General features: G+C 75.8%; 13 protein-coding genes. 8 read left to right on the plus strand and 5 right to left on the minus strand.

Annotation, left to right across the window (positions count from 1 at the left end; all coding sequences use genetic code 11):
• Positions 1-256: 256 nt before the first annotated feature.
• Both ACZ51S_RS28390 and ACZ51S_RS28395 read left to right on the plus strand, forming a co-directional pair.
• Positions 257-3,844, plus strand: coding sequence for a serine protease (locus ACZ51S_RS28390; protein WP_468962360.1), 3,588 nt, complete (start codon positions 257-259; stop codon positions 3,842-3,844).
• Between the two features lie 119 nt (positions 3,845-3,963).
• Complete coding sequence (locus ACZ51S_RS28395; protein WP_468477870.1) at positions 3,964-4,923, plus strand: bifunctional riboflavin kinase/FAD synthetase; 960 nt, start codon at positions 3,964-3,966, stop codon at positions 4,921-4,923.
• A gap of 75 nt (positions 4,924-4,998) precedes the next feature.
• Here the strand turns inward: ACZ51S_RS28395 and ACZ51S_RS28400 are convergent, their stop codons facing one another.
• The 3 genes from ACZ51S_RS28400 to eccE all read right to left on the minus strand — a co-directional run bounded on the left by ACZ51S_RS28400 (position 4,999) and on the right by eccE (position 9,836).
• The gene (locus ACZ51S_RS28400) at positions 4,999-7,689 is read right to left on the minus strand and encodes an SCO5717 family growth-regulating ATPase (RefSeq protein WP_468962362.1); all 2,691 of its coding nucleotides are present in this window, start codon (positions 7,687-7,689) and stop codon (positions 4,999-5,001) included.
• Between the two features lie 159 nt (positions 7,690-7,848).
• On the minus strand, positions 7,849-8,571 hold the full coding sequence (locus ACZ51S_RS28405; protein ID WP_468962364.1) for a hypothetical protein: 723 nt from the start codon (positions 8,569-8,571) through the stop codon (positions 7,849-7,851).
• Positions 8,568-9,836, minus strand: coding sequence for a type VII secretion protein EccE (gene eccE, locus ACZ51S_RS28410; protein WP_468962365.1), 1,269 nt, complete (start codon positions 9,834-9,836; stop codon positions 8,568-8,570). The genes ACZ51S_RS28405 and eccE overlap by 4 nt, the downstream gene beginning before the upstream one ends.
• 239 nt (positions 9,837-10,075) lie before the next feature.
• On the opposite strand from eccE, the gene eccB reads away from it, so the two are divergent.
• The 4 genes from eccB to ACZ51S_RS28430 all read left to right on the plus strand — a co-directional run bounded on the left by eccB (position 10,076) and on the right by ACZ51S_RS28430 (position 13,795).
• The gene (eccB, locus tag ACZ51S_RS28415) at positions 10,076-11,656 is read left to right on the plus strand and encodes a type VII secretion protein EccB (protein ID WP_468962367.1); all 1,581 of its coding nucleotides are present in this window, start codon (positions 10,076-10,078) and stop codon (positions 11,654-11,656) included.
• Positions 11,657-11,667: 11 nt separating this feature from the next.
• Complete coding sequence (gene mycP, locus ACZ51S_RS28420) at positions 11,668-12,882, plus strand: type VII secretion-associated serine protease mycosin (protein WP_468962369.1); 1,215 nt, start codon at positions 11,668-11,670, stop codon at positions 12,880-12,882.
• Positions 12,883-13,094: 212 nt separating this feature from the next.
• Positions 13,095-13,442 carry a hypothetical protein gene (locus ACZ51S_RS28425; RefSeq protein ID WP_468803732.1) on the plus strand — a complete coding sequence of 116 codons (348 nt, stop codon included), beginning with the start codon at positions 13,095-13,097 and terminating at the stop codon, positions 13,440-13,442.
• A gap of 41 nt (positions 13,443-13,483) precedes the next feature.
• A complete protein-coding gene (locus ACZ51S_RS28430; protein ID WP_468477862.1) occupies positions 13,484-13,795 on the plus strand; it encodes a WXG100 family type VII secretion target in 312 nt (103 codons plus the stop codon).
• A 90-nt stretch (positions 13,796-13,885) separates the two neighbouring features.
• Here the strand turns inward: ACZ51S_RS28430 and ACZ51S_RS28435 are convergent, their stop codons facing one another.
• Both ACZ51S_RS28435 and eccCa read right to left on the minus strand, forming a co-directional pair.
• Positions 13,886-14,119 carry a DUF397 domain-containing protein gene (locus ACZ51S_RS28435; protein WP_079430064.1) on the minus strand — a complete coding sequence of 78 codons (234 nt, stop codon included), beginning with the start codon at positions 14,117-14,119 and terminating at the stop codon, positions 13,886-13,888.
• Between the two features lie 120 nt (positions 14,120-14,239).
• On the minus strand, positions 14,240-18,220 hold the full coding sequence (gene eccCa, locus ACZ51S_RS28440) for a type VII secretion protein EccCa (RefSeq protein WP_468962372.1): 3,981 nt from the start codon (positions 18,218-18,220) through the stop codon (positions 14,240-14,242).
• Between the two features lie 215 nt (positions 18,221-18,435).
• Between eccCa and eccD the strand changes: the two genes are divergently transcribed.
• The gene (eccD, locus tag ACZ51S_RS28445; RefSeq protein WP_468962374.1) at positions 18,436-19,935 is read left to right on the plus strand and encodes a type VII secretion integral membrane protein EccD; all 1,500 of its coding nucleotides are present in this window, start codon (positions 18,436-18,438) and stop codon (positions 19,933-19,935) included.
• 171 nt (positions 19,936-20,106) lie between these two features.
• Positions 20,107-20,394 (plus strand): 30S ribosomal protein S15, encoded by a 288-nt coding sequence (rpsO, locus tag ACZ51S_RS28450; protein ID WP_007266917.1) that lies wholly within the window; start codon positions 20,107-20,109, stop codon positions 20,392-20,394.
• Positions 20,395-20,563 lie beyond the last annotated feature (169 nt).

Raw genomic sequence — 20,563 nt, forward strand, 5'->3', positions numbered from 1 at the left:
GCTCACCCGCGCTCCCGGCGTGGAGCGGTGGGCCTGACGTGGAGCGGTGAGCGCGCACGGACCGTGCTCACCGCTCCACGACCCCCCTCGGGTAGGTTCCTATCCACCCGCGGCCCCGGATTCACCCCTTCGAGCAGGCGCTCGGAGTGAAGGCGGGGAGCGTACGGGGGCGCTTTCCTCCTGCGTCCTTCCGGCGCTGATCTTCACTTGCCTACCGTCGTGCACACGGGTCCCGCGGCGGGGGAGTGGTGCGGCGATGAGGGACGAGGTCACAGGCGGTACGAGGGGTGCCCGCTCCGGCGCCTTCGCGGGCGCCGCGGGACTCGTGACGGTCCGGGACCCGGCCGGACGGCCGCGCGGCACCGGCTTCGTGGCCGACGACCGCGGCACGGTGATCACCAGCCACGAGGCCGTCGACGGACTGGCACGGGTGGTGCTGCGCGCGTCCGGCGCCGGGGAGCGGACCTGGGTGGCCGGGGCCGATGACGTGACCGCCCTGCCGGAGCTCGGGCTGGCCCTCGTACGCAGCGACGGACTCGGCGTGCGGCCGCTGCCCGTGGCGATGCGCGAGGCGATCACTCCGGGGACGTACGTACGCCTCCCCGCGCGGGGCTGGCGCCAGGCGCGGGTCCTCGCGGCCGGCGCGGAGGTCACCTGCACCTCGGCGGACGGCTCCCGCCCGCTGCCCGCCACCGTCGAGCTGGCCATCGGAACGGCCGGCCGGGACGCCCTGCGGCTCGGCGGCGAGGTCCGCGGGGGACCGGTCCTCGACGCGGCGACCGGAGCGGTGCTCGCGGTACTCGGCACCGCTCTGGGAGCGGAGCACCGCTCCGGAAGCTTCGCCGTCGCCCTGCGCGCGGCCGCCGCGGCCGCCCCCGGGAGCCCCCTGGCGGCGCTGCTGGAGCGCAACTCCGCCACCGTGCCGGGCTACGGCGACGACCTCAACCTGGCCGGCGCCCTGGAGCTGACCGCCACCACCCTCGGCACCGCGTACCCCCCGGCAGGCGCCGCAGAGCCCACGCCGGACCCCGTGCCGCGCCCCCGGATCGCCGCCGCACTGGCCGCCTTCACCGCCGGGCAGGCCCCCGTGCTCGGCCTGGTCGGGATGCCCGGCACCGGCCGCACCACCGCCCTCGCCGCCCTGGCCGCCGACCGGGCCCGCGGCCCCCGCCCCGCGCCGACGCTGTGGCTGCGCGGAGCCGACCTGCGCGACGGCGACGGCTCGCTGGCCGACGCCGCGGCCCGGGCGCTGGCGGCGGCCGGCCGCATCGTCTCCGCCGCGGACGCCGGACCGCGACCGTCCGGGCCGGCGCCCGCGCCGTCCGGCCCCTCCGGCTTCGCGCCCTCCGGCTTCGCGCCCTCCGGCAGCGCGCCGTCCGGCAGCGCGCCGTCCGGCTTCGCGCCCGGCGGCTTCGCCTTTCCCGGGACCCCGGCCGGCTTCGACCCGCCGGCGGACGCGCCCCCCGGTGGCACCGCCGAGCGCGTTGCCCGGCTCGCGGCCGCCGCAGGACGGGCCCTGCTGGTGGTGCTGGACACCCCCGAGGAAATGCCGCCCGGGCTTGCCCACCGCCTGGAGCCGTGGACCGCGGCCACCGCCGACTGGCTGCGCCGCACCGGGGCCCGGCTGGTGGTCGCGGCCCGGCCCGAGTACTGGGAGCGGGCCGGCGGCCTCTACCCGCCGGAGCTGCTGCACACTCCGGCCCGCGCCGCCCGGCGGCTGCCCCCCGCGCTGCCCGTCGGCGACCTGACCCCCGAGGAGGCGCGCACGGCCCGCGCCCGGCTGGGGATCCCGGACGACGCGGTGCGGGAGGCCGACGCCGGGCATCCGCTCACCCTGTGCCTGCTCGCGGGGATCCGCGCCGCCGAGGTCACGGCGGGCCGCCCTGGCCGCGACGAGGTCTTCTCGGCGCACCTGGACCTGGTGGCCCTGCGCGTCGCCGTCCGGATCGCGGCGGCGGCGGCCGGCGCGGGGCGCGGGCCCGGGGTGCACGGCCCCGGGGTGCGGCGGCTGGCCGCCCGGGTGGCGGGGCGGGTGCACGAGGCCGCCCGCCGGTGCCTCGGCCCCGGGCAGGGCCAGCTGGACCGGGCCGCCTTCGAGGAACTGTTCCCCTGGCGCACCGGCTGGGCCTCCGCCGTCCTCGCCGAGGGGCTGCTGGTCCCGGCGGGCCCCGGCTACCGCTTCGCCCACGAGGAGCTGTCCGACTGGCTCCAGTCCGCGCACCTCGACGTCCCGGGCGCCCTGGACCACCTCGTGCACCACGGCCCGGCCGCGGCGGGGCCGCCCGTACCCAGGCACCGCATCGGCCCCGTGCTGGAAGCCCTGCGCAGGCTGCCGCCCGACGAGGCGCGCGGCAGGCTGGCCGCCCTGGTGGGCGCCCTGAACACCTTCGCCGAACAACGCGCCGCCGGGTGCCCGGACCCCGTCCACCCCGACCGGGTCTGGTGGGCCTCCCGGCTGCTGCGCGGCACCCTGCTCGGCGCCGCCGACGCCACCGCGCACCTGCCCGTCCTGCACGCCCTCGCCGAGCACGTGGCCCGGGCCGGCTCCGGCGAGTTCGGCGGCTGGTTCTGGAACAGGCTCAGGCTGCCCGAGTCCGACCGCCTCGACCTGCTGCGCCGCCTGCTGCCCTCCGACCACCACTACCTCGGGGCCGCCGCCCGCCGCCTCACCCGCGCCCCGCGGCTCGTCCTGCCCCTGGTCTGCGCCTGGTTCACCGACGAGCGCCGGCTGCGCGGCCGGCCCGGCGCCACCGTCGCCACCGCGGCGCAGGCCCTGCTGCACACCCACCGCCGCCTCGCGGTGGACGACCTCACCGAGGCCCTGGTCGGCGCCGCGCATCCGCGGGCCGACGAACTCCTCGCCGTCCTCGCGGAGGACGAGCCGTCCGCCCTGTGCCGGGCCGTCGCCCGCTGGGCGCGGGACGAGCGGCCCGAACGGCGGGTGGCCGCCGCCGCGTACGGAGCCGCCACCGCCCCGCACGTCCGCACCCCCGCCGACCGGGAGCTGCTGCGCCACGCCGCCGGGACGCTCCTCGACCGCCCCGGCGACACCGGACTCCACGGCAGCGCCCTCGCGATCCTGCTCCGCGACCCGCAGGCGCGGGCCCGCTGCCTGCCCGACGCCCTCGCCTGCTTCCGCGACCCCGCGGGCGGGTCCCGGCTGCCGGCTTCGGCACTGGTCGCGGCACTGCCCGTACTGCCCGACCAGGACGCGGTGTTCGCCGCGCTGCGGGACCGGGCCGACGGGGAGGTGATCCGTGCCCTGGCCGCGCTCACCACCCCGGGCCTGGCCCGCCGCGCGGGCGACCTCGTACGGGACCACCTCGCCCGGCGCCCCGAGGACGCTCCGCACGCCGCCGCCTTCGTGGACCGGCGTCTGGACCAGGGCCTGGCGGCGGGCCCGGTGCTGCGGCCCCTGGTCCTCGGCCTGCTGCGGGGCGGCCCGCGGCCGGTGCGGGCCGCGCTGGCCGGCGTACTGGCCGCGCCCGGGGCGCGGTCCTCGTACCCGCTGCGGTCCGAGCTGGCCGACGTACTGCTGCGCGAGGAGACCGATCCGCAGGTGCTCGGCGCCTTCCTGGCGGGGCTCGCCGCCGGGAGCGACCGGCGCCCGGAGGTCCGTACCCGCGAGCTGCTGCGGCGCACCGGCCGGCAGCTGCTGCGGGCACCGGGCGGGCCGGCGGTCTTCGAGCACCGCACGGTGGAGCTGGCCCGGGCCGATCCGGTGTTCGGGGCACTGGTGTCCCGCTGGCTCACCGAGGCCGCGACGGAGGCGGCGGCGCTGCTCGGGCCGGGCGCCCGGCGTACCGTGGAGACTCTTCGTAGGGCCGCGCCGGACATTACGTGAGGCGGGGAGGGATTCCGGCCAGAGCCGATGCGGGGCACCGGCCGACGGCATGGCAGTCTTAGACCTGCAATCGGCAATCGGTACAGGGACTACACGGGTTCGGGCGAGGAGCGGTCACAGTGCAGCGCTGGCGTGGCTTGGAGGACATCCCCCAGGACTGGGGACGCAGCGTCGTCACCATCGGCTCCTACGACGGTGTGCACCGGGGACACCAGCTGATCATCGGACGCGCCGTGGCGAAGGCCCACGAGCTGGGCCTCCCGGCGGTCGTCGTCACCTTCAGCCCGCACCCGAGCGAGGTCGTGCGCCCCGGCAGCCACCCGCCGATCCTGGCCCCGTACGACCGGCGGGCCGAACTGATGGCCGGTCTCGGTGTCGACGCGCTGCTGATCCTGCCGTTCACGGCGGAGTTCTCGCAGCTGTCCCCGGCCGACTTCATCGTGAAGGTGCTGGTCGACAAGCTGCACGCGCGCGCCGTGATCGAGGGCCCGAACTTCCGCTTCGGCCACCGGGCCGCCGGGAACGTCGACTTCCTGAGCGAGCTGGGCTCCACCTACGACTACGAGGTCGAGGTCGTGGACCTGGTCGAGCGCGGCGAGGCGGGCGGCGGCGTGCCGTTCTCCTCCACCCTGGCCCGCAGGCTCGTCGCCGAGGGGGACATGGAGGGCGCCGCCGAGATCCTGGGCCGCCCGCACCGGGTCGAGGGCATCGTGGTGCGCGGCGCGCAGCGCGGGCGCGAGCTCGGCTACCCGACGGCCAACGTGGATACGCAGCCGCACACCGCGATCCCGGCGGACGGGGTGTACGCGGGCTGGCTGACGGCAGACGGCGAGCGGATGCCCGCGGCGATCTCGGTCGGTACGAACGTGCAGTTCGACGCCACCGAGCGGACCGTGGAGGCGTACGCGATCGACCGTGTCGGGCTGGACCTGTACGGCAAGCAGGTGTCCGTCGACTTCCTGTCGTACGTGCGGGGGATGGCGAAGTTCGAGTCGCTCGACGGGCTGCTGGAGGCCATCGCGGACGACGTGAAGCGGGCGCGGGTCCTGACGGACGCCTTCGACGCCGCGCGGCGCTGACAGCGCTTCTGACCCACGGCGAAGGGCCCCTGCCGTCCTCGGGACGGCAGGGGCCCTTCCGCGTGTCCGGGTCCGCTAGCCGAGGCGCGGGTCGCGCGGGGGCTGCCCGGGGTACTGCTGCGGCTGGGCGGCCGGCGGCTGCTGCCCGGCCGGGGGCTGCTGCCAGGGCTGGCCGGGCTGCGGGTACGGCTGCTGCCCGTACGGCGGCTGGCCCTGCGGCTGCTGACCGGGGGGCTGCTGGTACGGGCCCTGCGGCTGTGCCTGAGGCGGCTGCTGCTGGGGGTGCGGCACCGGCTGATGGCCCTGGGGCGCGCCCCAGTGGGCCTGCGCGGCCTGCTGCTGGGCGCGTACGAAGTCCTCCGCGACCAGGGCGGACAGGTTGAAGTACGCCTCCCGCGTCTTGGGCCGCATCAGGTCGAGGTCCACCTCGGCGCCGGCCGCGAGGTGCTCGTCGAACGGCACCACGACGACGCCGCGGCAGCGGGTCTCGAAGTGCTGGACGATGTCCTCGACCTTGATCATCTTGGCGGTCTCGCGGACCCCGGAGATGACGGTGATCGAACGCGAGACGAGATCGGCGTACCCGTGGGCCGAGAGCCAGTCGAGCGTCGTGCTCGCGCTGCTCGCGCCGTCCACGGACGGCGTGGAGATGATGATCAGCTGATCGGCCAGGTCCAGGACGCCGCGCATGGCGGAGTAGAGCAGTCCGGTGCCGGAGTCGGTCAGGATGATCGGGTACTGGCGGCCCAGTGTGTCTATGACGCGGCGGTAGTCCTCGTCGTTGAAGGTCGTCGAGACCGCCGGGTCCACGTCGTTGGCGATGATCTCCAGGCCCGAGGGGGCCTGCGAGGTGAACCGCCGGATGTCCATGTACGAGTTGAGGTACGGGATCGCCTGGACCAGGTCGCGGATGGTCGCGCCGGTCTCGCGGCGGACGCGGCGGCCGAGGGTGCCGGCGTCCGGGTTCGCGTCGATGGCGAGGATCTTGTCCTGGCGCTCGGTCGCGAGGGTGGCGCCGAGGGCGGTGGTCGTCGTGGTCTTGCCGACGCCGCCCTTGAGGCTGATGACGGCGATGCGGTAGCAGGACATCACCGGGGTCCGGATGAGCTCCAGCTTGCGCTGGCGGTCGGCCTCGGCCGCCTTGCCGCCGAAGCGGAAGCCGGAGCGGGCGGGCTTGGGCTTCTGCTTGGCCCGGAGCAGGCGGTCGGAGGAGAGCTCCACGGCGGCGGTGTAACCGAGCGGAGCGCCGGGGCCCTGGCCGGGGTGGGGCTGCTGCTGGTACGGACCCTGCTGCCACTGCGCCTGCGGCGGCTGGGGCTGCTGCGCCTGTGGCTGCTGCGGGAGGCCGTACCCCTGCGGGGCCTGCTGCTGCGGCGGGAGGGGCGGGAAGCCGTAGCCCTGCGGGGGCTGCGGTGCCGGTGCCTGCGGCTGCGGCTGCGGCTGCGGCTGGGCTTCGGGGGCGGAGGGCGGGAAGCCGTAGCCCTGGGGCGCCTCGGGCCGCGCCTGCGGCGGCTGGGGCTGCTGCGGGAAGCCGTACCCCTGCGGGGGCTGCGGCGCCGGTGCCTGCGGCTGCGGCTGGGCTTCGGGGGAGACGGGCGGGAAACCGTAGCCCTGGGGCGCCTCGGGCTGCGCCGGGGGCTGCTGTTCCGGGGCGGAGGGCGGGAAGCCGTAGCCCTGGGGCGCGCCCGAGGAGGCGAACGCGGGCGGCAGCGGCGGCAGTTCGGTGCGGGGTCCCCCGAACGGAGTATCCGCGGGCCCGGGGACCGGAGTTCCCTCGGCCGGGGTGGGCATCCGCACGGGCGCGGGCGCCGCTTCCCCGGCGGCGGCCGCGAACCCCGGCGGTACGGCGTCCACCGGAGCGGGCGCGGCGGCGGGCGCCGCCTCCGCCCGGGCCGCGGCCCCGTCCGGCACGGCCGGTCCGGACGCGGCGACCGGTGCGGCCGGCCCCGCCGGGGCTTCGGGCAGCGCGGGCGCCGCCGCGTCCCCGGCCGGGGGATCCTCCTCGGCGAAGGGGGCCGGCACGGCGATGGGGGCCACGGTGGGCACCGCGAACGGCGCCGGGGGCTCCGCCTGCGCGGGCGCGGCGGGGAAGCCCGCCGGGGTGTCCGCGGGCAGCGGGGGCAGCGGCGCCGGTCCCCGGGGCGCCTCGGCGGCGCCCGCGTCCTGCCGGGCGGCGGACGGCTCCGCGGGTCCCGCTTCGCCCGCGGCGGCGAGCGCCGCCGGATCCGGCGCGCCGGCCGGCCCGGCCGTGCCCGCCGCCGGGGCCCCGGCCGGGGTGGTGTACGGAGCCGCAGCCGCGTCGGGACGCCCCGCCGCCTCGGCATGCGGGCCCGGGGCCCCGGCCCCCTGCGCGGGGAAAGCGGGACCCTGCTCCGGGGTCCCCTGCGCCGGGAACGCGGGCGCCCCCGACGGGTCCCCGGCCTGTGCCGGGAAGGCGGCCATCGGGTCGGCCGACGCGGCCGACGCGGACGGCACCGATGACGCCGAGGGCGCCGACGGCGCGCCGGCGTCGGCCGGGCGCTGTGACGCCGGCGCGATCCGCATCGTCGGCGCCGAGACCACGTCCGCCGGGCGGTGGGGTTCGAAACCACTGCCCTCGGGCAGCCCGGGCAGTCCCGCCACCGGCGCGGGAGCGCCCTGGGTGTACCAGGCCGGCGGGGTGTAGTCGATGGTGAACTCGCCCGTCATTTCGGGCTCCGCGTCGGACTGATCGTCCGTCGGGACGTCCCACGTCCCGCCGCGCCTCTCGTTCCGATCGCCGCTCACTGGTCCTCCTGGTCTGTCGAACACCGGTCGGCGCCCACCTCGACGCCGCGCCCGCGCCCAGCCTAATCGCGCCCCGCGCCCGAAAGCCCCCGAGGTCGCGCCCCCGTACTCCTGCCTACAGGCCGCTCAGGCCCGGGGCAACCGTCATCGCGCACCGCGTCAGTCGATGCGCCGCGCCGCACCGAGCAGCCCGGTCTCCGCTTCCGTGCCCTGCGTCATCACGAACTTCCGGTCCCGCGGCGTACACCACAGCGTCACCCCGTCCCCCAGGGTGGGCAGCGACTCCACCACCGTCCCCGGCAGCCGCATCAGCACCCCGATCCGCGCCGCCTCCTCCGGCGACACCCGCTGCACCCCGGCCAGTGACGCGTTCCGCAGCAGCCGGGGCGCGGCCGGACTCAGGTACGGCAGCAGCGTCAGCACCGACTGCCAGGGCCCCGCCGCCACCCGTCCCCTCGGCGGCCGCATCCCGCAGTCCCGGACCACCAGCACCGGGCTCCCCGCCGAGGCGCCCTGCGGCGGGACCCGGCCCACGTCGTGCAGGGTCACGCACGGCTGTCCGCCGCCGGCCGCCCGGGCCAGCGCGGACCACACGGGCGCCCGCCCGGTCTCCACCGCGACCCGGGCCCCGGTCGCGGCCGTGCGCAGGGCCAGTACCTGGGCGGTCCACAGCCCGCCGATCAGCGTGACCTCGTACGGCGTGGGCCGGTTCACGCCGAGCACCGCCGGCCGTCCCCCGGCGTCCACGCCGATGACGACCCCGTCGTCCGCGACGGGCAGCGCCAGCGCGTCCAGGTCCGCCGAGGGGACCACGTGCCGCTCCCGGCGGGGGCCGATCAGCCCGAAACCACCCCGCACCCCGCCGCGTACCGTGCCGCTCATCGCGCTCCTCCCAGCGGCAGCGAGGCCAGCAGCCCCGGCACCTGTTCCCGGTCGAGCCGTACCAGCCCGGTCCGCACGCCCCGCGCGGTCCGCTCCAGTTCCCGCCGGGCCGCGACCAGTTCCTCGTCGCTGCGTCCGGTGACCCGTACGTGCCCGGTGAGCGTCACGCCCCGCCGCCCGGCCGGGGCCACCGTCAGGCTGAAGTTGGTCGCCAGGGCCGGCAGCGAGGTGAGCAGCGCCACGAACTGGGGGAGCCCGGCCCCGGCGCCGCCCAGCTGCGGCCAGCGGTCCATCCAGTAGGTGGTGTGGCGCCGGTCGTCGCAGCGCCAGGTCCGCGGGGTCTCCTCCGTGCGCCGGCCGGTGCTCGCCGAACGCCCCGCCTGGGTGATCGCCATCGGGTTCGCGCACGAGGAGGTCGCCAGCGCGCCCGTCAGCTCCTGCTCCGTCAGCACGGTGGCCCGGAAGCCGGCCCCGGTCAGCCGGCCGGCCAGCTGGTCGGCCGCCCGCACCACGCAGCGCTGCGCGCCCGCGAGCCCACCGCCGCGCGCGGCGACGGCCTCCGGGCACAGCTCGGGGTCGAGCTTGAGCGCGATCCACGTCAGCCGCACCGCCGGGGTGCCCGTACGGGCTTGCAGGGGCGCGTAGTTGAGCGTCGCCATCGACCGGGGCGGCAGGTGCGGGGCCGGGGCGGGCTGGGTGTGCTGGACCAGCTGCGCCGACTCCAGCCGGATGCCGTCCACCTCCAGGACGTCCCGGACCAGCGACAGCGGCAGCGGCCGCTCCGTGCGGTCGGGCCGCAGCGCGGTGGCGTCCGTGTCCACCTGGACCACGGCCGTCAGGAAGGTCCCGTCGCCGACCAGCCCGACCGGGCGTCGGCCGCGGTCCCCGAAGGCCGTGGTCCGCAGTGCCGGATCGGCCTCGACGAGCGGCGCCAGCCCCGGCTCGGTGCCCGGGGGCACGGTGAAGGAGGCGGCCCTGCGCCGTCTGGCGCGCAGCGCGAGGGCGTCGCCGATCCATTCGGGCAGGGAGCGCCGCCGGCGGCGTACGAGGGCGAGCAGGGCCAGGACCACGGCCAGGACGCCGGCGGGCACCAGCAGCGGTTCGGCCGCCCGGGCCACGAGCAGCGCGGCGGCCGAAAGCTGGAGGAGTACGAGCTGTTGCAGTCGGAACGGACCGAAGCGGCCCGGGCCCGACCGCGGCTGCGGCGTGACCCCGTGTGCGGGTGCGGCCGCGGCCGCCCGCGGCGCCGTCGCGGTGGGCGTCACTCGCACACCTCCCCAACTCGGGGGCGGAGCCCGGGAGTCCGTGCCGTGGGGCGTAGCCGCCCGGCACCGGATTCCCCTCATCCACCCCAACAGCCCTGGAAACCCCGGTCCGGAGGGACAGCCAGCCCAACCGGCGCTGCTGACCCTCCGTCAAGAGGCATAGTAGGTCCCCGGTCCGACAACCACGGCGCGGGGAGCGGCCCCGCCGGCCGGGCCGCGCGGGGGAGAAGCAGGCGGTCATGGCATCACGGCGTGATGAGCTCAACGCGTACACCTTTGCGAAGCGGCGCACCGTGGCCGCGTTCCTCCAGCCCTCCGCCACCGGTACCGAGGAGGGTGCCCCCCGCCCGCTGCGCGCGGTCCTGCCCGGAGTGGTGACCGGTGCGCTCCTGGTCGCGGGCTTCGGCGCCTGGGGCATGTTCAGACCGCAGGCCCCCAAGGGGTGGAACGAGCCCGGGGCCATGGTCGTCGTCGGCAAGCAGTCGACGACCCGGTACGTGGTGCTGACCACCAGGGTGAACGGCAAGGACCGGGCCCGGCTGCACCCCGTGCTGAACCTGGCCTCGGCGCGGCTGCTGCTCGACCCGCGCAAGTCCAAGGTCGTCCACGTCGACGACAAGGTGCTGGACGCGGGCAGGCCCCCGCGCGGCCCCATCATCGGCATCCCCTACGCCCCCGACCGGCTCCCCGCCGCGCCGGACGCGGCCAGGCCCAAGCGCTGGGCCGTGTGCCAGAGGCCCGGCGGCAACAACCGCGGCGTGCAGACCGCGGCCTTCGTCCTCGCCGACCGAGAGGCGGGCCTGATGGACGACGCGAACCGCACCACCGACACCCAGGTGCTGTACGTCCAGAGCACCGGCGGGGCCAAGGAGCGCTACCTCGTCGACTCCGCCGGCCGGAAGTACAAGTTCCCCGAGGGCCGGCCGGACTCCGCGACCCTCACGACGGCCCTGGTCGGCACCGGCGCCACGCCGCAGCCGGTGACCGAGGAGTGGCTGGCCACCCTCGACCCCGGTGACGACCTGGCCTTCCCGCAGCTCCCCGGCACCCCCGGAGCGGCCTCCGCCGCCCCGGGGCCGGGCAACGGCGCCGGCAGGGTCGGCATGGTGCTGACCGCGCAGACCGGCTCCGGCACCCAGTACTACGTGGTGCTGCCCGACCGCATCGCCCCGGTCTCGGAGTTCGTGGCCTGGCTGCTGATCTCCTCGCCCGCGGCCGGCGGCCTCGGCATGCACGGCAAGGCCCGCGAGACCGGCCTGCAGTCCCTGAACCCGGACGCGCCCCCCTTCAAGAACGACGCCAAGTGGCCCCGCCGCCGCGGCGCCCAGGTCAACCGGGTCGCGGACACCCCCGGCGCCGCCCAGGGCGGCGAGCGGCGCGACACCGTGTGCAACGTCCTGCGCTCCGTCGACGGCCAGGGCGACCAGACGCTGAGCACCTGGGCCGGCACCGGTTTCCCCGTCGACATCACCGCCAGTGGCACCAGCTCGTACGTCACCCCCGGCACGGGCCTGCTCTACACCCAGGTCCAGGGCCGCCAGACCACCGCCGGCGGGGCCCTCTTCCTGGTCACCGACACCGGCCTGCGGTACGCCGTCCAGGCCAACGGGGACAGCGACGCCGAACAGTCGGGGACCGGGGCGCCGGCCGCGCGGGCACAGGGCGGCACCGGCGACGGCCGGCCCGAGCCCAGTCAGGCCCAGGTCCGGCTCGGCTACGGCGGGATCGTGCCCGCCGTGGTGCCGATCGCCTGGTCGGAGTTCCTCTCCAAGGGGCCCCGCCTGGACACCAACTCCGCCCGCCAGCCGCAGGGCTCGTGAGGGAGCCCGCCATGTCGCAGCCCTCCCGCGCCGCCGCGGCGGCCGCCGCCCTCGTCCTGGTCGCCCTGGGATCCGCGGCGGCCGCGCCGGGTTCCCCGTACGGCCTCGCCCTGGACGGCGCGGGCGAGTGCACCTTCCCGATGAAGAAGCAGATCGCCGACCGGCCCTGGGCCCTCCAGCGGGTCATGCTGGACGCCCTGTGGGCGCGTACCAAGGGCAAGGGGGTACGGGTCGCGGTCATCGACACCGGCGTGGACCGCGCCAACCCGCAGCTGTCCGGCGCCCTCGACACCGGCGCGGGCCGCGACTTCGTCGACACCAAGGGCGGCGACGGAACGAACGACACCGTCGGGCACGGCACCAAGGTGGCCGGGCTGATCGCGGCCCGCCCCCAGCAGGGCACCGGTTTCGTCGGCCTCGCCCCCGAGGCCACCGTCATCCCCATCCGGCAGAACGACGGCCAGGGCAACGGCAACGCGGCCACCCTGGCGCAGGCCGTCGACCACGCCGTCGCCAAGGGCGCCGACGTCATCAACATCTCCCAGGACACCGACGCCCCGCTGACCGCCGACTCCGGACTCGGCAAGGCCGTCCAGCGGGCCCTCGGCGCCAAGGCCGTGGTCATCGCGTCCGCGGGCAACGACGGTCTGAACGGGCAGAAGCGCAGGACCTACCCGGCGGCCTTCCCCGGAGTCCTCGCCGTGGCCTCCTCCGACCGCAGCAACGAACGGGCCGCCTTCTCCCAGCCCGGCGACTTCATCGGCATCGCCGCCCCCGGCGTCGACATGGTCTCCACCGTCCCCGGCTTCGGCCAGTGCGTCGACAACGGCACCAGCTTCTCCGCCCCCTACGTCGCCGGGGTCGCCGCCCTGCTGCGCGCCCAGCACCCGCAGTGGACCCCGCAGGAGGTGGTCTGGCAGATCCAGAACACCGCCGAGCGCTCCGTCAACGGCCGTGACGACTACGTCGGCTGGGGGGTGGTGGACCCCGTGCGGGCCGTCACCCAGGACCAGGGGACCCCCAGGCCCCCCGTCCCGGACCCCGGCCCGCCCCCGGCGGCCGCACCGCGCGCGGCGGCCCTCGCGACGTCGGAGACCCCGCAGGAGCGCGAGGAGCGGATCGGTACGTACGCGCTGGGGGCCGCGGGGGTGCTCATCGCCGCCATCGCCGGCGCCGCGACCGTCGTACGCGATGCCCGACGCGGCCGCCGGAACCGTTTGCGGTGAACGCGCACCGGCCGGCCGCGCGAGCTGGCCAGTGGCGTCGGGCGGTCAACCGAACTGGCTAGAGTGACGCCCGGCTTCACGACTGTGATCGGGGATCCGTGTGAAGCGGAGGGGGAAGTCCGGTGTGACCGGCGTGAATTGGCGCTCCCGGAATCCGCTCCGCCACGCAATCCGCCGGTTCGGCCGGGGAATTGACAAGTGAGGAGCTTCGGATGACGAACAATTTCGGACTCGCGGACGATCCGGTCGTCAAGGCGGCCAACAAGATCTCCGAGACGGCCAACGCCGTGACCAGGCAGGCCCGTGAGCTGGCCGACATCCTCGCCACCGCGCACGCGGGCTGGACCGGTGTCGGCGCGGGAGGCTTCCGGAAGGCCCAGTCGGACCTCAACCTCGACCACGACGAGATCCGCCGGCTGCTCACCGTCCTGCACGACGCCGTCGCGCAGACGAAGAACCTGACCAACGCACAGGACGAGGACGTCCGCGCGGCCTTCAACACCATCAGCGCCGGCGCGGGTGCCGGGACCGGCGGCCGCTCGGGCCTCGACAGCATCTGACGCCCGCCCGCCCGCCCGCCCCAAGCCCGAAGGAGAAGGACATGGCAGGCAACGAAGACGGCCACACCCGGGTACGGTACGAGAGCGTCCAGCAGATGGCGGACCGCATCCGCGTCGTCTCCAAGAACATCCTCAAGGACCTGGAGGAGATGGAGTCGGCCGTGAAGGTCGTCACGGACACCTGGGACGGCGAGGCGCACGTCGCCTACCTCGACCTCCAGAAGAAGTACCACGCCCGCGCCGACCACATGCAGAAGCAGCTGGAGTCCGTCGCCCAGCTCATCGAGCGCGGCAAGGGCGACTACCGCGTCACCGACGTGAAGGCCTCGCGCCTGTTCACCGAGGCCTTCTGAGCCCGCCCGGCGGGCCGAGGGGGCGCGCCCCGGACGGGGCGCGCCCCCTTCGCCGTACCCGGTCCGAGGGCCTCCGGGGCCCCGGGGGCCTCAGGTGAGGTCGAACTCCCCGTCCCGGGCTCCGAGCACGAAGGCCTCCCACTCGGCCGCCGTGTAGCGCAGCACCGTCTCGCGGTCCAGCGATGACCGCATCGCCACCGCCCCCTCGGGCAGCTTGGCGATCTCCACCCGCTCCTCGTCCGGGCTGGTCCCGGGCGGCCCCTGCCACTCGACGTCGCTGATGTCGAGCGCGTACAGCTCGTCCTTCTCCTGCTGGGTGCCCATGTGCGGCCCTTCCCGTCGGTCGTGCGGTGCTGCTCGGTCTTCGCTGCCGATTATCGGCGCAACGCGGCCCCGTGGGGAGCCGTTTCCGCCCGATCACCGGGAGCTCCCGCGGGCCGGGCCCTACAGCCCCGGCATCCGGCCCAGCTGGACCAGTGAGGTACCGCGCCGGCGCGATACGCAGTAGCCGCGGCCCGGGGGCATCGGGCGGGAGCGGACACTGCCGAGCAGCTCTCCCTCCGAGGGGTCGCCCGACAGGACCACGCCCTGCGCCCCCAGCTCCTTGATCCGCTGCATGAAGGGCTCGTACATCGCCCGCGAGGCCCCCGCCGAACTGCGCGCGATCACGAACCGGACCCCGGTGTCCCGGGCGAACGGCAGGAACTCCACCAGCTGCGCCAGCGGATTGCCCTGGCTGGTGGCGACCAGGTCGTAGTCGTCGATCACGATGAACACGTCCGGGCCCGTCCACCAGCTGCGGTCCCGCAGCTGCCGCGGGGTGACGTCCGGCGGCGGCTGCCTGCGCGAGAACACCCCGACCAGCGCCTCCATGTGCATCCGCAGGGAGTTCGTCATCGGCGCGTACTCCAGCAGGTACTCCTCCGGCAGCGCCCCCAGCAGCCCGCGCCGGTAGTCACCGACGACGAGCTTGGCCTGGTCGGGACGGTAGCGCTGGGCGATCTGCTGCGCGATCAGCCGCAGCAGGTTCGTCTTGCCCGACTCGCTCTCGCCGAACACCAGGAAGAAGGGGTCGCTCTCGAAGTCGACGAACACCGGCTCCAGGGCGGTCTCGTCGATGCCGATCGCGATCCCGCGCCCGGGGAACTCCCCGCCCTTGGGCAGCCGGTCCGCGTGCAGCAGCCGCGGCAGCAGCCGCACCCCGGGAGCGGAGGGGCCCGCCCAGCCCGCGCGCACCGCCGCGACGAACTCCTCGGTGCCCCGCGAGAGGGTCTCCGCGTCGTGCGAGCCGTCGATCCGCGGCAGCGCCCCCAGGAAGTGCAGCTTCTCCGGCACCTGGCCGCGCCCCGGCATCCCCGCGGGCACGTTGGCCGCCACCCGCCGGTCGAACTCGGAATCCATCACGTCGCCGAGCCGCAGCTCCAGCCGGCCCGGCACCTGGTCCTTGAGCGCCGCCCGCACCTCCATGTACCGGGCCGCCGTGACCACCACGTGGATGCCGTAGCCGAGACCCCGGGCCGCGATGTCCGTGGCCACCGCCTCCAGGCCCTCGTACTCGCCGCGGAAGCCGCCCCAGCCGTCGACGATCAGGAACACGTCGCCCCACGCCTCGCCGGGCAGCTCCCCCGCCGCGCGCCGGCGCCGGTAGGTGCCCATCGAGTCGATGCCGTTCGCCCGGAAGAACTCCTCCCGGCGGGCCAGGATCCCCGCCACCTCCGCGACCGTGCGCCGCACCCGCTCCGGATCCAGCCGGGAGGCGATCCCGCCCACGTGCGGCAGCTCCGCCACCGAGGACATCGCGCCCCCGCCGAAGTCCAGCCCGTAGAACTGCACCTCGCGCGGGGTGTGCGTGAGCGCGAACGAGCAGATCAGCGTCCGCATCAGCGTCGATTTGCCCGACTGCGGACCGCCCACCACCATCATGTGGCCCGCGGCGCCCGAGAAGTCCCGGTAGAGCACCTCGCGCCGCTGCTCGAAGGGCTTGTCGATCAGCCCGAGCGGCACCACCAGCCCGCCCGGCCGCGTGTACCCCTGCGCGTGCAGCCCGCGCTCCGCCGAAGGCGCCAGGGCCGGCAGCAGCTGGTCCAGGGACGGCGCCCGGTCCAGCGGCGGCAGCCACACCTGGTGCGCCGGTACGCCCCGCCCCTCCAGCCGGCCCACGATCACGTCGAGCACCGTGTCCGCGAGGGCGTCGTCCTCCCGCGCCGGCCGCTCCGCCGGGTCCGCCGGGTCCGGGGCCGCGTACACCACCGGCACCGGAGCCGCCGTGAACAGCGCGGGGCGGCGCTCCACCGGGAACGGCCCCACCGCCGGGTCCGGCCCGCCCGAGCGGTAGACCCCCGAGACGTACGCCGCCTTGAAGCGGGTCATCTCGTCCGTGCCGAACTTCAGGTAGCCCGATCCGGGCACCGACGGGAGGTGGTACGCGTCCGGCACCCCGATCGCCGTCCGCGACTCCGCCGCCGAGAAGGTGCGCAGACCGATCCGGTAGGAGAGGTACGTGTCCAGGCCGCGCAGCTTGCCCTCCTCCAGCCGCTGCGACGCCAGCAGCAGGTGCACCCCCAGCGAGCGGCCGATCCGGCCGATCTGGATGAACATGTCGATGAAGTCGGGCTTCGCGGTCAGCAGCTCGCTGAACTCGTCGATGACCAGCACCAGCGAGGCCAGCGGCTCCAGCGGGGCACCCGCCGCGCGGGCCTTCTCGTAGTCGTGGACGTTCGCGTAGTTGCCCGCCGAACGCAGCAGCTCCTGCCGGCGCTGGAGCTCGCCGCGGATCGAGTCGCCCATCCGGTCGACCAGCGTCAGGTCGTCCGCCAGGTTGGTGATCACGGCCGCGACGTGCGGCATCTGCCCCATGCCCGTGAAGGTGGCACCGCCCTTGAAGTCCGCGAGGACGAAGTTCAGCGTCTCCGAGGTGTGCGTGACCGCCAGCCCCAGCACCAGCGTGCGCAGCAGCTCCGACTTGCCCGAACCGGTCGCCCCCACGCACAGCCCGTGCGGGCCCATGCCCTCCTGCGCGGCCTCCTTCAGGTCCAGCATCACCGGCGCACCGTCCTCGCCCACCCCGATCGGCACTCGCAGCCGCTCGCCGGCCGACCTCGGCCGCCAGGTGCGGGCCACGTCGACCTGGGCCGCGTCACCCAGGTTGAGCAGGTCGGTGAACTCCAGGTTCGCCAGCAGCGGCTCGTCGTCGTCCCCGCCGCCCGTGCGCAGCGGGGCCAGCTGCCGGGCCAGGGCCTCCGCCGCGGGCAGCGACAGGGTGTCGGGCACCCCCTCGTACGCGACCCCCGCGCCCGACTCCAGCCGCAGCCGGCCCGGCCGCACCACGACCGACAGCCCCCCGCGCCGAGGGGTCTCCCCGGCGAAGCGGGGGGACTCGTCCGGCTCACCCGCGACCACCTCCACGACGGTCACGCCCTGGAGCCCCTCGGCCGCCGCGAACACCGAGTCCGGCGGCACCATGCCGCCGTCGAGGACCACCACCAGGTGCGGCTGGTCCAGCACCGGCGACACCTCCCGGCTGAACCGCGGCCGGCCCTCCAGCCGGGACCCCAGCAGCCCCTCCAGCTCCCCCAGGTCGTCGCCGAACAGCCGCTTCGTCCCGGCACCGTCGAGCTGTCCGGGCACCTGCGTGTGCGGCAGCCACTTCACCCAGTCCCACGACGGCACCGCCCCCGGCGCGGCCACCACCGCCACCACCAGGTCCTCGGGGGAGTGCAGCGTCACCAGCTGCGCCACCATCGCCCGCGCGACGCCGCGCGCCGGCTCCGCCTCCCCGCCCACCGTCAGGTGGTGGAACGCCCGGACCGACACCGCCACCGGCAGCCCCTCCAGCGAGGAGTGCACCTTCAGGAAGCGCTGCATCGCCCCGGCCGCCAACGGCTCCAGCTCGTCCACCGGGGCCGTGTCCGGAGCCACCAGCGCGGTAGCGAGCCGCTGCGCGCCCAGCCCCAGCCGGGCCTGCCCGAAGTCCGCGTCACCGGCCCGCCGCTCCCACAGCCGCGAGCCCTCCGCCACCACCGACCACAGCTGCTCGGGCGCCGGGTGCAGGTACAGCTGCGCGTCGCGCTGCGCCCGCGCGGTACGGCGTACCCGACGGCGCGTCCGCGCGAGGTACTTGAGGTAGTCCCGCCGCGCATCGGCCGTCTGCCCCTGCGTACCGCGCCGGTAGCGCACCAGCTGGGCGATGACCATGCCCACCGTCGACGCCAGCATCAGCACGCCCATGACGCGCATGAACGGCGCGGCGCCCGGCATGAAGAAGAAGACGACCGAGGAACCCATGCCCAGCATCGGCAGGAGCTGCATCAGCATGCCCTCCTGCTGCCCCCGGGGGAGCTCCGGCGGCGCCTCCAGCCTCAGCTCGTCCGAAGGAACCTCGGGCGGCAGGGCCCGCGGCGGGCGTTTGACGACGATCTGGCTCACCGGAGCATCAATCCCTCGAAAACAGGCGGGACGTCGCAGCCGGCGCCCCCAAGTCCCGGACATCCGGGGCCACTCCGCACCCCGCGCCCGACGCGGACGGCGATCCTACTGGCCTTGGACCGGGGCGCCCGCCGGGTAGGGTGACGCCCGCGTCACGCGCATCCGCGAACCGGCCGCCGCCGCGGCGGGGCGGCGCCAACGGGAGGGTCACACAGGTGAGTACGGCCGGGGCGACCGGATTCTGCAGGGTCACCGTCGTGGCACCCGACAGCCGCATCGACGTCGCCCTCCCGGAGGACATCGCCGTCGCCGACGTCTATCCCGAACTGCTGCGCCTCACCGGCCAGACCCAGCCCGTCGGCGCCCCCACCGGCTTCCACCTGGTCCGCCGCTCCGGCACCGTCCTCGACGGCGCCCGCACCCTCGCCGCCCAGCAGGTCCTCGACGGCGAGGTGCTCATCCTGCGCCCCTTCGCCGAGTCCCTGCCGCCGGCGGTCTTCGACGACGTCTCCGACGCCGTCGCCTCCGCCGTCGTCCGCGACCGGCACCGCTGGAGCGACGACATGCTGCGCGGTGCGGGCCTGGCCGGCGCCGCGCTGCTGCTCGTCCTGCTCGGCTTCGTCCTCTGGTACGCCGACCCGGTCCGGCACGACATGCACGGCCTCCCCGGGATCATCGCCGGCGCCGTCGGCCTCCTGCTCACCGCCGCCGCCGGGGTGCGCGCCCGCGTCTACCGGGACCGCGGCTCCGCCGTCGCGCTCGCCCTCGGCGCCCTGCCGCACCTGCTGATCGCCGGCTCCGGCATCGTCGCCGCCGGCGCCGGCCAGGGACCCGGGCGGCTGCAGTTCCTGCTCGGCTGCGCCTGCGTCCTGATCGCCTCCGTCGCGCTGACCGCGCTCGCCCCGGACGGGGACGCCCCCTTCGTCGCCGCCACCTTCCTCGCCGCCACCGGCACCCTGGCCGCCTTCGGCGCCATCGCCGCCGACGCCTCCGCCACGGCCGCCGCCGCCGTGTGCGCCCCCGTCGCCATCGGGCTCGTCGCCTTCCTGCCGGGCCTCTCCGCCCGCTTCGCCCGGCTGCCCATCGGGTACGCCGCCCCGCGGAGCGCCGCCCCGGGATACGGGGCCCCGGACCACTACGACGCCGACCCGTACGCCGACCGGGGCGCGGACGACCAGCGGGCGGCCCCGCTCGACGCCGAGGCCATCGCCGCCCAGGCGCGGCGCGGCCACGAGATGCTGCTCGGCCTCGTCGGGGGGTGCGCGGCCGTCGCCGTGGGAGCCTGCGCGATCCTCGGCTTCTCCGACGGCACCTGGGGCCGGCTGCTGGCCCTGGCCACCGGCCTGGCGATGCTGATGCGGGCCCGCCTCTTCCGCTACACCTCCCAGGTGGTCTGCGCCCTGGCCGCGGGCCTGGCCGCCGTCGGGCTGCTGGTCCTCGGCCTGGCGCTGCACCCGCCGGCCGATCTGGTGTTCGAGCTCACCCGGTACCACGACCGCGGCGGCCTGGACCTGCGTACGGTCTGGCTCTCGGCCGCCGTCGCCGCGGGCGCCGCCCTCCTCGTGGGAATCTCGCTTGTCATCCCCCGCAGGGGTCTGTCACCCTTCTGGGGAAGGCTGCTCGACCTCACCGAGGCCGCGGTCCTGCTCGCCCTGGTGCCGCTGGCCCTGGCCGTGCTCGACGTATACGGCCGCGCCCGCACTCTCACCAGCTGAGACGTCGAGTCCCGGCAGCCTGGTACGCTGTGTGACGGCCGTTTGTGTACGCGTCCCCGGAGTCCTCTGGAGGCAGCGCTCAGCGGACCCCGCCTCCCGAGTTACGGAAGCTCCCCAGAGAATTCGACCTGGGGCACTCGGTGGCCACGAAGACCTACACGAGGAGTAAGCGTGCCGCTCGACGCCGCTACGAAGAAGCAGATCATCGCCGAGTTCGGTGCCAAGGAGGGCGACACCGGCTCTCCCGAGGTCCAGGTCGCGATGCTCTCCCGCCGCATCTCGGACCTGACCGAGCACCTCAAGACCCACAAGCACGACCACCACTCCCGTCGTGGTCTGCTGATCCTGGTCGGCCAGCGCCGCCGCCTGCTGCAGTACCTGGCCAAGAAGGACATCCAGCGCTTCCGTACGCTGGTCGAGCGCCTCGGCATCCGCCGCGGTGCGGCCGGCGCCAAGTAAGCACACTGTGAAGGGAGCGGTTCCCACACCGATGGGGCCGCTCCCTTTGCCGTACGTGCGCGACGTACCGGACGCTTTGTAGTCTGGAGCACAGCGCACAACTGAAGAGGAGGAGCGCCCTCCCACGCCGCCGGTCCTCGGTAGTGGCATCCGGAAAGCCCCGTCGGAG

This window comes from Streptomyces sp. NPDC034043 (assembly GCF_055575675.1).